Source organism: Candidatus Pelagibacter ubique HIMB140, assembly GCF_025558165.1.
GTDB classification, from domain to species: domain Bacteria; phylum Pseudomonadota; class Alphaproteobacteria; order Pelagibacterales; family Pelagibacteraceae; genus Pelagibacter; species Pelagibacter ubique_T.
On record NZ_LAMZ01000001.1, the window covers coordinates 106,544 to 120,189 of the forward strand.

The 13,646-nt window shown below is 28.7% G+C and carries 14 protein-coding genes; 7 read left to right on the plus strand and 7 right to left on the minus strand.

The window, feature by feature from the left end; genetic code table 11:
* Nucleotide 1 precedes the first annotated feature (1 nt).
* Complete coding sequence (locus tag VP90_RS00655) at nucleotides 2–817, plus strand: sugar phosphate nucleotidyltransferase (protein WP_262589120.1); 816 nt, start codon at nucleotides 2–4, stop codon at nucleotides 815–817.
* Entirely contained in the window at nucleotides 814–2,109 is a 1,296-nt protein-coding gene (locus VP90_RS00660; RefSeq protein WP_262589121.1) for a UDP-glucose dehydrogenase family protein, read from the plus strand. Before VP90_RS00655 ends, VP90_RS00660 begins: the two co-directional genes overlap by 4 nt.
* A 1-nt stretch (nucleotide 2,110) precedes the next feature.
* Here VP90_RS00660 and VP90_RS00665 read toward each other — a convergent pair whose 3' ends face one another.
* The 7 genes from VP90_RS00665 to ruvX are packed head-to-tail and all read right to left on the minus strand — an operon-like array spanning nucleotide 2,111 to nucleotide 8,820.
* Entirely contained in the window at nucleotides 2,111–2,572 is a 462-nt protein-coding gene (locus VP90_RS00665; RefSeq protein ID WP_262589122.1) for a RidA family protein, read from the minus strand.
* Nucleotides 2,573–2,575: 3 nt separating this feature from the next.
* Nucleotides 2,576–2,896 carry a hypothetical protein gene (locus VP90_RS00670; RefSeq protein WP_262589123.1) on the minus strand — a complete coding sequence of 107 codons (321 nt, stop codon included), beginning with the start codon at nucleotides 2,894–2,896 and terminating at the stop codon, nucleotides 2,576–2,578.
* The gene (gene topA, locus VP90_RS00675) at nucleotides 2,893–5,478 is read right to left on the minus strand and encodes a type I DNA topoisomerase (protein ID WP_262589124.1); all 2,586 of its coding nucleotides are present in this window, start codon (nucleotides 5,476–5,478) and stop codon (nucleotides 2,893–2,895) included. The genes VP90_RS00670 and topA overlap by 4 nt, the downstream gene beginning before the upstream one ends.
* A 37-nt stretch (nucleotides 5,479–5,515) precedes the next feature.
* A complete protein-coding gene (gene plsY / locus VP90_RS00680) occupies nucleotides 5,516–6,094 on the minus strand; it encodes a glycerol-3-phosphate 1-O-acyltransferase PlsY (protein WP_262589126.1) in 579 nt (192 codons plus the stop codon).
* A gap of 2 nt (nucleotides 6,095–6,096) precedes the next feature.
* Nucleotides 6,097–7,383 carry a dihydroorotase gene (pyrC, locus tag VP90_RS00685; protein WP_262589127.1) on the minus strand — a complete coding sequence of 429 codons (1,287 nt, stop codon included), beginning with the start codon at nucleotides 7,381–7,383 and terminating at the stop codon, nucleotides 6,097–6,099.
* Nucleotides 7,384–8,322, minus strand: a complete 939-nt coding sequence (locus VP90_RS00690) for an aspartate carbamoyltransferase catalytic subunit (protein WP_262589128.1) — start codon at nucleotides 8,320–8,322, stop codon at nucleotides 7,384–7,386.
* 42 nt (nucleotides 8,323–8,364) lie between these two features.
* Nucleotides 8,365–8,820, minus strand: a complete 456-nt coding sequence (gene ruvX / locus VP90_RS00695; RefSeq protein ID WP_262589129.1) for a Holliday junction resolvase RuvX — start codon at nucleotides 8,818–8,820, stop codon at nucleotides 8,365–8,367.
* Between the two features lie 50 nt (nucleotides 8,821–8,870).
* On the opposite strand from ruvX, the gene gatC reads away from it, so the two are divergent.
* From gatC to VP90_RS00720, 5 genes are read left to right on the plus strand one after another with little or no spacing between them, the layout of a single operon-like run.
* Nucleotides 8,871–9,158, plus strand: a complete 288-nt coding sequence (gatC, locus tag VP90_RS00700) for an Asp-tRNA(Asn)/Glu-tRNA(Gln) amidotransferase subunit GatC (protein ID WP_075506772.1) — start codon at nucleotides 8,871–8,873, stop codon at nucleotides 9,156–9,158.
* Nucleotides 9,158–10,615, plus strand: a complete 1,458-nt coding sequence (gatA, locus tag VP90_RS00705; protein WP_262589130.1) for an Asp-tRNA(Asn)/Glu-tRNA(Gln) amidotransferase subunit GatA — start codon at nucleotides 9,158–9,160, stop codon at nucleotides 10,613–10,615. Before gatC ends, gatA begins: the two co-directional genes overlap by 1 nt.
* Nucleotides 10,612–12,075 carry an Asp-tRNA(Asn)/Glu-tRNA(Gln) amidotransferase subunit GatB gene (gatB, locus tag VP90_RS00710; RefSeq protein ID WP_262589131.1) on the plus strand — a complete coding sequence of 488 codons (1,464 nt, stop codon included), beginning with the start codon at nucleotides 10,612–10,614 and terminating at the stop codon, nucleotides 12,073–12,075. The genes gatA and gatB overlap by 4 nt, the downstream gene beginning before the upstream one ends.
* Before the next feature lie 4 nt (nucleotides 12,076–12,079).
* Entirely contained in the window at nucleotides 12,080–12,730 is a 651-nt protein-coding gene (locus VP90_RS00715; RefSeq protein WP_262589132.1) for an O-methyltransferase, read from the plus strand.
* Complete coding sequence (locus VP90_RS00720; RefSeq protein ID WP_262589133.1) at nucleotides 12,730–13,635, plus strand: rhodanese-related sulfurtransferase; 906 nt, start codon at nucleotides 12,730–12,732, stop codon at nucleotides 13,633–13,635. Before VP90_RS00715 ends, VP90_RS00720 begins: the two co-directional genes overlap by 1 nt.
* Nucleotides 13,636–13,646 lie beyond the last annotated feature (11 nt).

A 13,646-nucleotide genomic window follows, 5' to 3' on the forward strand; every position in this document is an offset into this window, starting at 1 on the left:
TATGATTAAACAAGCAATTATTCCTCTAGCAGGTCAAGGAACCAGACTTTTGCCTTTGACAAGTGTTTTTGCTAAAGAACTTCTTCCAATAAATGGAAAGCCAGGAATTGAATATATTTTAGATGAATGTATTGAGGCAGGAATTAAAGAAATTATTTTTATAATATCAAATAAAAAAAAGATGATTAAAAATTATTTTTATAGTGACGCTTTTTATAAAAAAATTATTAAAAAGAAAAAAGATCCCAGAATAATTGCTGAATATAAAAAAATATTAAAATATAAAAAAATAATAAAATTTGTATATCAAAATATACCAAAAGGAACAGGCGATGCTGTATTTAAAACAAGAAAATATATAAAAGATAAATATTTTTTAATGTTGCTACCAGATGATTTGATAATAAAAAAAAACTGTTCTAAGGATATGATTAAAGTACATCATAAGCACAAATCTTCTGTAATGGCTAGCATGGAAGTTAATTCCAAAACAGTTTCAAGATGGGGCATCTATAGTTTAAACAAAAAAATTTCCAAAAATGATTATTTCATTGATGGAGTGGTTGAAAAGCCTTCAATTAAAAATGCTCCCTCTAATAAAGCAGTAATAGGAAGATACATTCTCCCTAAAATTGTATTTAATAAATTAGCTAAGCAAAAACCAAGTAAAGGAGGTGAAATTCATATAACTGATGCTATTCAAACTTTAATTAAAGAAGGTGAAAAATTTATTGCTCATAATTTTTCAGGCAAATATTTAGATTGTGGGACTATGCAAGGATTTATTAATTCAAATAAAGAAATAGGAAAAATATGAAACTTTGTATGATAGGTACCGGATATGTTGGTTTGGTCAGTGGTGTTTGTTTTTCAGACTTAGGTAATGATGTTATTTGTGTAGATAAAGATAATAATAAAATTAATAATTTAAAAAATGGCAAAATACCATTTTATGAACCAGGTTTAGAAGAATTAGTTAAAAAAAACTTAAAAAATAATAGATTAAATTTTTCAACAAATTTAAATGAAGCTGTAAGAAAATCTGACATAATTTTTATATGCGTAGGAACACCAACTAAAAAAAATAGTAATAGTGCTGACCTTTCTCAGGTTTATTCAGTTGGAAAAGAAATATCTAAATCAATTAATAAATTTAAAATAATTTTAACAAAATCAACTGTTCCTGTTACTACAGGTGACGAATTAGAAAAAATTATATCAAAAAAAGTAAATAAAAGATTGTTTTCAGTAGTATCTAATCCTGAATTTTTAAGAGAAGGTGAGGCAATTAGAGACTTTATTTACCCCGATAGAGTAGTGGTTGGTTCAAACGAAGAAAAATCAAAAAAAATACTTAGAAATTTATATTCCCCATTAATTTCCAAAGGTGCAAAATATGTTTCTACAAATAGACGAGCTGCTGAATTAATTAAATATGCTTCTAATGCTTTTTTAGCAACTAAAATTACATTTATAAATGAAATTGCAAATTTATGCGAAAAAACTGGAATAGATGTTGAAGATATATCTATAGGAATTGGACTTGATAACAGAATAGGAAGTAGATTTTTAAGAGCTGGTCCTGCATATGGAGGCTCTTGTTTTCCAAAAGATACAAAAGCTATTGTATCTACAGCTGATAAATTTAAATCTAATTTGTCTGTAATCAAAAGTGTTATTAAATCTAATCAGAATAGATCAGATTTATTACTTAAAAGGCTTCATTCAATAATTAAAAAATTTAATAATAAAAAAGTTTCTTTTTTGGGAGTTACATTTAAAGCAAACACTGATGATATGAGAGAGTCCTCAAGTTTAAAATTAATTCCTTATCTATCCAAAAAAGGTGCAAAGATTAAATATTATGATCCTACCGGTTCAAAAAAAGAATTCGATAATCTAAAAAATGTTGAATATGCTAATTCAATTCAAAACTGCATTTCTGGTTCAGACCTTATAATTATTCATACTGAATGGAATGATTTTAAATCAATTAATTTTAAAAAAATTTCTAAAAATAAAAAACTTATTATTTACGATATGAGAAATATATTCTCACCAACTAAAATAGAGAAACTAGGTATAAAATATTTTGGTATAGGAAGATAGTTTAGTTTAACTCAAATATAGCATCAACTTCTACGGAAACTCCTAGTGGCAAACTATTAGTACTTACCGCAGCTCTTGTATGCATGCCAGCATCTCCGAATATTGATGCAATTAAATCTGAAGCTCCATTAATTACTTTTGGCTGTTCAGTAAAGTCATTTGTTGAGTTAACAAATCCAGTTAATTTGATACATGATTTTATTTTAGACAAATCTCCAGCACAAGCAGCTTTTGCTTGAGCAACTAAACTTAATCCACATCTTTTTGCAGCTTCATAACCTTGTTCTGTACTTAAATCTTTTCCAACTTTTCCCTTAATTAATTCTCCATTTTCATTAATCGAAATTTGACCAGAAATAAAAAGTAAATTTCCTGTTTTTTTTGTTGCCACATAAGATCCAACAGGAGCCTTCGCTTCTGGAAGTTCTATTTTTAATTCTTCTATTTTTTTATCAAAATTCATTAACTATTCTTTTTTTTTAATCTTATTTTTAACTTTATCTCCAATTTCTACAAGATTTTCTTTTAGTTCTTTGGCTTTTTTAGATGTTCCTTCTTTTAGTTCTTGAGTTTTTTTTGATGTCCCATCCTTTAATTCTTTAGCTTTTTTTGATGTTCCATCCTTTAATTCTTGAGCTTTTTTTGAACTCGCTTCCTTTAATTTTTTTGCATTACATTCTATGTACTCTTTTGATAATTTTTTATATTCACTACATTTATTTTCTTCTGCAAATGAAAAGGTGCTTTTGAAAAAAAAAACTATGAAAATTATATATAGTTTTCTCATTTTTTCTTTTTATTTTTGCCTTTTTTATTTTTGTCGTATTCTCTTCTTTTTTCAATTAAGATTAAAGCTTCTTCCATTGTAAGCTCTGTTGGATCTTTTTCCTCAGGAATTGTTGCATTTAAAGATTTATATTTAATATAAGGACCATATTGTCCCTTCATAACTCTAACTGGTTTTTTGTCTTCCGGATGTTCTCCTAAATCCTTAATAATTGAAGAAGACATTCTGCCTGGTTTCGCTTCAGCAATGAGAGTAATTGCTCGATTTAATCCTATAGAGAAAATTTCATCAATATTCTCTATTCTAGCAGATTTATTTTCACACTTAAGATAAGGACCAAATCTTCCAGTATTTAAAATGATTTCTTTTTGATTATCAGGATTAACACCAATTGATTTTGGTAGAGAACATAAAAACTGAGCTTTTTCTAAGTCTATACTTTCTAACTCTAACCCTTTTGGTATAGAAACATTTTTAATTAATTCATTAACATCTGGTTTAGATTTTTTGGTTTTTTTCTTTTTTTTAGTTTTTGTCTCTTCTAATTCCTCTTCCTGAAGTTTTTCATATTGAAGATAGGGACCAAATCTTCCATTTTTCAGATATATATCATTACCATTTTCATGTTTTCCTAGAAATTTAGGTTCTGCTAACTGCGATTGAGCTGCTGCCTTTGCTTTAGACAAGGGTCTAGTGAATTTACACTCTGGATAATTTGAACATCCAATAAAAGCTCCACCTCTAAAACTATTTTTAAGACTTAGTGAACCCGTATCACACAGTTGGCACTTTCGAGCAATATTTCCATCTTTATCAGTATCAAAAATTAAAGCACCAAGGCTTTCATTTAAAAGATCTAACACTTCTCTAGTTCTTTTCTCCTTAACTTCAGAAACATTATTATTAAAATCTTTCCAAAACATCTCTAAAACTTTTATCCAGCTTTCTTTACCAGATGTAATATCGTCTAATTGATTTTCCAAACCTGCAGTAAAGTTATAATCAACATATTTAGAAAACAATTTTTCTAAAAATGCAGAGATAAGTTTACCACGATCTGTGGGGAAAAACCTTTTATTTACTATTTCTGCATAACCTCGATTAGCTATTGTGGAAATTATACTTGCGTAAGTAGAAGGTCTACCAATTCCCAATTCTTCTAATTTTTTGACTAAACTTGCCTCAGAATATCTTGGAGGTGGTTGTGTAAAATGTTGTTCATCTATTAATGCTTCAATATTAATTGGTCCTTTAGACATTTCTGGTAAAATTTCTTCATCATCATCTTTGCTTGTATTTGAGTAGACTTTTAAAAAACCATCAAATTTTAATACAGAGCCACTTGCCTTACATATTGTCTGATTATCCTCTGACTCTATTGTTATGGTATTTCTATCAAATTGGGCAACTTCCATTTGTGAGGATAAAGCTCTGGACCAAATTAAATTGTATAGTTTTTGTTGATCACTACTTAAATATTTTTTTAGAGTGTCGGGTGCTCTATTTATATCTGTCGGTCTAATAGCCTCATGAGCTTCTTGTGCATTTTTAGCTTTTTTACCAGAATAATTGTTTGCGGAAGCAGGCAAATATTCATTACCATACTCATTTTTAATAAAATTTCTAAAATCATTTACTGCATCAGCTGATAAATTAGTTCCATCTGTTCTCATATAAGTAATCAATCCCACAGTATCCCCATCAATCTCAACACCTTGATATAGTTTTTGTGCAATTTGCATTGTTCTTGAAGCTCCAAAACCCAATCTACTAGATGCTACTTGTTGTAATGTCGAAGTTGTAAATGGACCTGAGGGGTTTCTTTTTACAACTTTTGATGAAATATCTGTTATTTGAAATTTTTTCTCTTTTATTTCTTTGATTGCTTTTTCAATGCTATTCTTGTCTCTAAAAGTAAATTTTTCTATTTTTTTACCATTTAATTGAGAGATGCTTGCAGTAATAGTGTTTTTATTATCATCTCCAAATTTAAGGGTAAGTGTCCAAAATTCCTCTGGATTAAATAATTCTATTTCATGTTCTCTTTCAGTAATCAATTTTAAAGCTACAGACTGAACTCTTCCAGCTGATTTTGATCCAGGTAGTTTAGTCCAAAGTATTGGAGAGATATTAAAACCAACCAAATAATCAAGAGCTCTTCTTGCCATATAAGCATCCACCAACAAAGGTTCGATTTGTCGTGGATTTTCAATACCATGCATTACTGCTTTTTTGGTTATCTCATTAAAAACAACTCTTTCAATTTCTTTACCTTTTAAAAGTTTTTTTTCATCCAGATATTCTTTAACATGCCATGCTATAGCTTCACCTTCACGGTCAGGGTCAGTGGCAAGTATTATTTTAGAGGATTCTTTTGCAACATCAGTTATTTCTTTTAAATATTTTTTTGAAAAACTATCAACTTCCCATTCCATTTTAAAATCGTGATCAGTATCAACAGATCCATTTTTTGATGGTAAATCTCTTATATGTCCATAACTTGCTAAAACAGTATAATCATCTCCAAGATATTTGTTTATAGTTTTAGCTTTTGCAGGACTTTCAACTATGACTAGATTCATAATTTAACAAACTACTTAAAAGTCTTTGATAGTCAAATTAATAAATTTTAGTCTTGTTTTCCTCTTTATTTATCAGTCGTTTAATATTTTCTCTATGAGTATAGAAAATTAAAATAAACATTATTCCAAAAAATAATTCATTTTCTATTGAATCAAAAAGTAATAAATAAATAGGAACTGAGAATGATCCAATCAGTGATGCTAATGACGAAAATTTAGAAATAAAAAAAGTTATAAGCCAACAAATGCCAAAAATTATCCCAAATATTATGTTTATACTACATAATATACCAACATAAGTTGCTACTCCCTTACCACCTTTAAACCTTAACCAAACTGGAAAAACATGACCTAGAAAAGCACATAAAGCCGATACATAAATTAAATCAGGAAAATTTACTTTTACATACAAAACTGAGATAACAGCTTTAACTATATCAAGTATTAAAGTTGAATAACCAATAAGTTTATTTCCAGTTCTTAGAGCGTTTGTTGCACCAATGTTACCTGATCCAATTTCTCTAATATCTTTTTTTAAAAATATTTTAGTTAATATCAATCCAAAAGGGATAGAACCCATTAGGTACGAGACAATACCTATTGTCAATAATTCCATTTTTATATCTTAAATAATTCTTTACCTTTTACAAACGTATTGGTTACTTTTCCTTGAAGTTTTTTGTCCTCAATAGACGTATTTTTGGATTTAGAAATTAAATTTTCTTTTTTTACAATCCAAGGTTTATTTATATCAACTATACAAAAGTCAGCATCATTACCAATTGAAAGATTTCCTTTATTGATATTTAAAATTTTAGCTGGATTAGATGTTAGTGCTTGGATTATTGTTTCAAGTTTTACAGATCCATTATGAAATAGTTCCAAACTTAAAGACAATAAAGTTTCAATACCAGAAGCACCTGTTGCTGCTTGCGAAAATGTCAATCGTTTTGATTCTTCATCTTCAGGTTTATGATCTGAAACAATGACATCAATTGTTTTATCTTTTAATCCTTGGACTAAAGCCAATCTATCCTCTTCTTTTCTCAATGGCGGAGATAATTTTAAAAATGTTTTAAAATCTCCAATATCATTTTCATTTAAGGAAAGGTTATTTATTGAAACTCCACAAGAAAATTTAATATCATTTTTCCTCTGTTTAATTATTTCTACTGATTTGCCTGATGATAGTTGAGATATGTGATATCGACACTTTGCTTTTTCTAACAATGTTAAATCTCTTTCAATAATTATTCTCTCAGCCACGTCTGGTATACTTGATAATCCAAGTTTTGTGGCGATTATACCCGAATTTATCATACCGTTTTTTGCTAACTCATAATCCTCAGCATGTTGCATTATTAGGCATCCTAGATCCTTTGCGGAATTCATTATTCTTGACATTAATCTAGTATTTTGAATTGTCTTTACACCATCTGTAAAAGCTACAATTCCTTTACTAGCTAACAATCCAAATTCCGTCATGTTTGTTCCCTCTACATTTTGTGTAAGAGATGCGCATGGAAATATATTAATCTTAGATTTATCTCGTCCTCTTCGTTTTAAAAAATCTACTATTGAAACATTATCAATTACAGGATCTGTATTAGGCATTGTTACTACAGATGTTACTCCTCCAGATAGAGCTGCATTACTTAAAGTTCTAAAATTTTCTTTATACTCATACCCAGGCTCTCCAACAAAAACTCTCATATCGACTAAACCAGGGAATATATATTTTCCTTTTAAATCAATTGGTTTTTCTCTGGACGGTAAATTATTTGTATTTACTTTTTTCCCTATTGCTTCAATTTTACCTTCTTCTCCAACAATAAGTCCTCCATTTTCATTAATTGAATTTTGAGGATCAATTATATTTGCGTTAATAAAGTATTGTTTTTTCATTTATTCACAAAATATTTTTAAACAGGCCATCCTTACAGCAACTCCAAGTTCAACTTGCTCTTTGATTACACTTTTATTTATATCGTCTGCCAATCTAGTATCTATTTCGATACCTCTATTCATTGGGCCAGGATGCATTATTAGTGCATCAGGTTTTGCATGATCTAATTTATCAGGTGTTAAACCGTAATATTCATAATACTCTCTATTTGATGATAAATAAGAACTTGTCATTCTCTCATTTTGTAATCTTAGCATCATTACAATGTCACAATCTTTCAATCCTTTTTTCATATCGGTAAAAGTATTAACACCAAACTTTTCAATTTCTTTTGGCATCAAATTTGTTGGGGCAACAATATTTACTTCAGCACCAAGCATTGTTAGTAAATAAATATTTGATCTTGCGACTCTGGAATGAAGAATATCTCCACATATAGCAATTTTTAATCCTTCAATTTTTTTCTTTCTATTTCTTATTGTTAAAGCATCTAGTAATGCTTGAGTAGGGTGTTCACGTCTGCCATCACCAGCATTTAGTACTACACAATTTACTTTCTGAGATAATAAATTGCATGCTCCAGAATCTTGATGCCTTATTACAATAATGTCAGGATGCATCGCATTTAAAGTCATTGCTGTATCAATTAAAGTTTCACCTTTTTTAATTGCTGAATTATTCATATTCATTGACATCACATCAGCACCAAGTCTTTTTCCAGCTAACTCAAATGAACTTTGTGTTCTTGTTGATGGTTCAAAAAATAGATTAATTTGAGTTTTGCCTCTAAGAACATCAATTTTCTTGTTCTTACTCTGATTTAATTTAATGAAAGTTTCAGATTCATCTAAAATGTAGTTAATATCACTAACTGATAGATCTTGGATACCTAACAAATGTTTTTGAGAAATTTTAATAGCCTTGATGTTTTTTGCCATTAAAATTAACTCTATAACTATAAAGCTATAGAATGGCAAGGATTAATTATTTAAATAGTCTATGGCTCCCTGAAGAATAAAAGCTGCTGCGTTCTGATCTATATTCTTTTCTCTTTTAGATACATTAACATCTAATTGGCTTGATAAATTAAAAGCCCCAACAGTTGACAATCTCTCATCCCAGTGACACACATCAACATCTATCTCTTTATCTATATTTTTAGATACATCATAGACTGACTGTGCTGAAGAGCCTGAAGATCCATCCATATTTAAAGGATAACCAATGATAATTGCCTTGATGTTATTCTCTTGAATAATGTTTTTTAACTCTTCAATTAATTCATTATTTTTTGATTTATGTATAGTTTTATAAGGGGTAGCAATTAATTGCTTTTCGTCACAAATTGATACACCAATTCTTTTTGAGCCCAAATCTAAACCTATCAAACGACATTTTTCTGACTGTTTTTTTTTAAATTCTTCTATTGTGATCATGTTGTATATTTTAAACTATAGTGATAGTTTGCGTCATATTTAAATATCATATGAGCATCGATCTTAAAACCATAAAGCATATATCTAAATTATCAAGAATTTCAGTAGATGAAAAAAAAGCTGAAAAACTTGCTAGTGATTTGAATTCAATTTTTGATTTCATTGAAAAACTCAATGAACTTAAAACTGAAAATGTTGAACCACTTACATCAGTGGCTGAAACGACTTTAAAATTAAGACCCGATGAAGTTAAAAGTAAAAATTTAAGGGAACAAATAATAAAAAATTCTCCAAAAGATAATGAAGATTATTTTGTTGTACCAAAAGTTATAGAATAATGTCTGATATAACCAAGCAAACACTTTCTGAATTAGTTAATAATATTAAAGAAAAAAAACTTTCTTCTTCAGAAGTTACCCAAGCTTTTGTTGATAGATCAGAAAAATCAAAAGAATTAAACACTTATATTACTGAAGATTATAGTAATGCTTTAGAAAAAGCTAAAAAATTTGACGACTACCCAAAATTGGATTTAAAATTACCGGGAATACCAATGGCTGTAAAAGATTTATTTTGTACAGCTAATGTAAGAACAACAGCTGGTAGCAAAATATTAAACAATTTTGTACCTACTTATGAGTCTACTGTTACTCAGAATATCTGGAATGAGGGAGCAATTCTTATTGGTAAATTAAATTGTGATGAATTTGCAATGGGATCATCAAATGAAACAAGTTTTTTTGGCAATGTTCAAAATCCGATTGATAAAAATTTAGTTCCAGGTGGTTCATCTGGTGGTTCATCTTCTGCTGTAGCAGCACAATTAACTCCAATTACAATTGGAACTGACACAGGTGGATCTATTAGACAACCGGCGTCATTTACAGGTACAGTGGGTTTAAAACCAACTTATGGTAGTTGTTCAAGATACGGAATAGTTGCTTTTGCATCTTCTCTTGATCAAGCTGGTCCAATGGCTCAAAATGTTCAAGATTGTGCTTTGTTGCAAGAGGTAATTAGCTCATACGATCAAAAAGACTCAACTTCTATTGATTTTAAAAGAAACCAGTACAGCAAAGAATTAACAAAAGACATTAAAGGAAAAAAAATAGGTATACCAAAAGAATATAGAGTTGATGGAATGCCAAAAGAAATTGATGATCTTTGGCAGAAAGGTATTGAGTATGCTAAAGATTGTGGTGCGGAAATAATTGATATTTCTCTTCCACACACAAATTATGCTTTACCAACTTACTATATAGTGGCACCAGCTGAAGCATCTTCTAATCTTGCAAGATATGATGGTGTTAAATATGGCTTTAGAGCTGATGGAGAAAACCTTATTGATATGTATGAAAAAACTAGATCAGAGGGATTTGGAGCCGAAGTTCAAAGAAGAATAATGATAGGTACATATGTTTTATCTTCAGGTTATTACGATGCATATTATTTGAAAGCTCAAAAAGTTAGAAAACTAATTAAAAATGATTTTGATGAAGCGTATAAAAAAGTAGATGCAATATTAACTCCATCAACGCCAAGTTCTGCTTTTAAAATTGGTGAAAAAACAAATGACCCGGTTTCAATGTACTTAAACGATATTTTTACTGTTCCTGTAAATTTAGCAGGTTTACCAGGAATTTCTATTCCAGCTGGTCATGACAGCAAAGGTTACCCTTTAGGTTTACAAATTATTGGAAAAGCATTTGATGAACAAAATATCTTAAACATTGCCTATGCAATGGAAGAAAAAATTAATTTTAAAAATAAAATTACTGATTGGTGGATTAAGTGAGTAAAGAAAAGTCAGAATATTTAATTAATAGAAATAATAATCAATATGAAGTTGTCATTGGTTTAGAGGTTCATGCTCAAGTACTTTCACAATCAAAGTTATTTTCTACGTCAGCTACTAAATTTGGCGCTGAACCAAACACGCAGGTAAGTTTAGTAGACGCTGCTTTTCCTGGAATGCTTCCAGTGATTAATGAATTTTGTGTTAAGCAAGCAATTAAAACTGGAATAGGATTAAAAGCTAAAATTAACAAAAGATCAGTATTCGATAGAAAAAATTATTTTTATGCTGATTTACCACAAGGATACCAAATCTCTCAATTTAAGGACCCAATAGTTGGTGAAGGTAAAGTTATTTTAGATATGCCGGATGGTCAAAAAGAGGTTGGTATTGAAAGATTACACTTAGAACAAGATGCGGGTAAAAGTATTCATGATTTAGATCCAAAAAACACCTTTGTTGATTTAAATAGGTCAGGTGTAGCTTTAATGGAAATTGTTAGCAAACCTGATTTAAGATCACCAGAGGAAGTTAATGCTTATATTAAGAAATTAAGATCAATAATGAGATATTTAGGAACTTGTGATGGTAATATGCAGGAAGGATCTTTGAGAGCAGATGTTAATGTTTCTGTAAGAAAAAAAGGAACAAAAGATTTTGGTACTAGATGTGAAATTAAAAACGTTAATTCTATTAAATTCATGCAAATGGCAATTGAATATGAAGCGAATAGACAAGTTGATTTAATTGAAGATGGACAATCTGTTGATCAAGAAACAAGACTTTTTGATACTAAAAAAAATGAAACAAGATCTATGAGATCAAAAGAAGATGCTCATGATTACAGATATTTCCCAGATCCAGATTTATTACCACTAGAAGTTTCTGATGAATTTATCGATCAATTACAATCAGAAATACCAGAGTTACCCGATGAAAAGAAAAAAAGATTTATAGATCAATTTAAATTAACCTCATATGAAGCAAATATCATGGTTTCAGACATTGAAACCTCAAATTATTTTGAAGATGTTGTTAAAAAATCTGACGTTAAATTAGCAACAAACTGGATCATAGGTGAATTATTTGCTGCACTTAATGAAAAAAATTTAGAAATAACTGATAGTCCAATTAGTGCTGGTAATTTATCAAAATTAATAAATTTAATTAAGGATGGAACAATTTCTGGAAAAATTGCAAAAACTCTTTTTGAACAAATGATGGAAGGGGACAAGGATCCTAAAAAAATTGTTGAAGAAAAAGGTTTAAAACAAGAAAGCGATCCAAAAGCTTTAGAAGCTTTAATAGATAAAGTAATTGATAACAATAGAGATAAAGCTACCGAATATAAATCTGGTAAAGTTAAATTATTTGGCTTCTTTGTTGGACAAGTGATGAAAGTTTCAGGTGGAAAAGCTAACCCTCAGTTAGTAAATGAGATTTTAAAGAAAAAACTTTAGGTTCATGGGCTCAGACCTAAAAATTAGCACCAATATTCAAGAGTACATTTTAAATAATGGACTAGATCTTCATAAAGTTCAAAAAGAAATTATTTCTTATAATGAGTCCTTGGGAGATATTAAAAGGATGCAAATATCTGTTTCACAATCTCAATTTTTACACTTAATAGTAAAAACATCTAATGTAAAAAAAATACTAGAGATTGGAACTTTTACTGGTTTAAGTACTTTGTCAATGTCTCTTGCTTTACCAGAAGATGGTAGAATTATTGCGTTAGATAAAAATCAAGAAACTAACGAAATTGCAATAAAATTTTTTGAGAAAGCAAAACAAAATCATAAAATTCAAACAATAATTAAACCTGCTTTAGAAAGTTTGAACGAAATAAAAGAAAATGATTTTGATTTAATTTTTATCGATGCTGATAAAAAAAATTATAAAGAATATTATGAAAAATCTTTAATATTATTAAAGAAACATGGCTTAATAATAATTGATAATGTTCTGTGGTACGGTCAAGTTGTTGATGAAAATTGTGATGATAAAATCACTTTAACTATTAAAGATTTTAATAATTATGTTTCTAAAGATAAGAGAGTTGAAAAAATTATAGTCCCATTAGGTGATGGTATGACAGTTTGTAGAAAATTATAATGTTTGAAGTATTTGGATTTTATAAGTTTATTAAAATTTCTTATTTAAAGAAAAATCAGAAAAAACTTCACAATCAATTATTAAATAAAAACATACGTGGAACAATTATTATTTCAAATGAAGGGTTAAATGGAACTATTTCTGGAAAAAATAAAGATATTAAATTGATTAAAGATTATTTGTACAAATTATTTAAATTTGAAAAATTTGATAGCATCAATAATTCAAAAAGTATTTTTCAACCGTTTCATAAACCAAAAGTAAAAATTAAAAAAGAAGTGGTTCCAATGAATTTGAGTTTAAAAAACAGAATTAAAAAAAAAGATAGTCATGTTAACCCTCAAAAGTGGAACTCATTAATTAAAGACAAAAAAACAGTCTTAATTGATGCTAGAAAACCTTTTGAGTATAAAGTTGGAACTTTTAAAGGTTCAATTAATCCAGATGTGGATAATTTTCGAGATTTTCCAAAATATCTTAAAAAATTAAAAAAAAATCAACCTATTGCTATGTTTTGTACTGGAGGCATTAGGTGTGAAAAAGCGTCAGTTTTTTTGGAAAACAAAGGCTACAATAATGTCTACCAATTAAAGGGCGGTATTTTAAATTATTTAAAAAAAACAGACCCAAAAAAAAGCTTATGGAAAGGTGAGTGCTTCGTCTTTGACAACAGAATTAGTTTAAAGCATGGTTTGAAAATAGGTTCTTACTCAATGTGTAGTGGTTGTAGAAAACCTATTTCTCCAAAAGATAAAAAATCTAAAAAATATGAAGAAGGTGTTTCTTGTCCAAATTGTCACGATAATTTAACAAATGATCAAAAATCAAGATTTAGAATGAGACAAAAACAAATTAACCTTGCCAAAAAAACTGGAAAAAGTCATATCTTTCAAAAAGAATATTAAAATATTTTAGT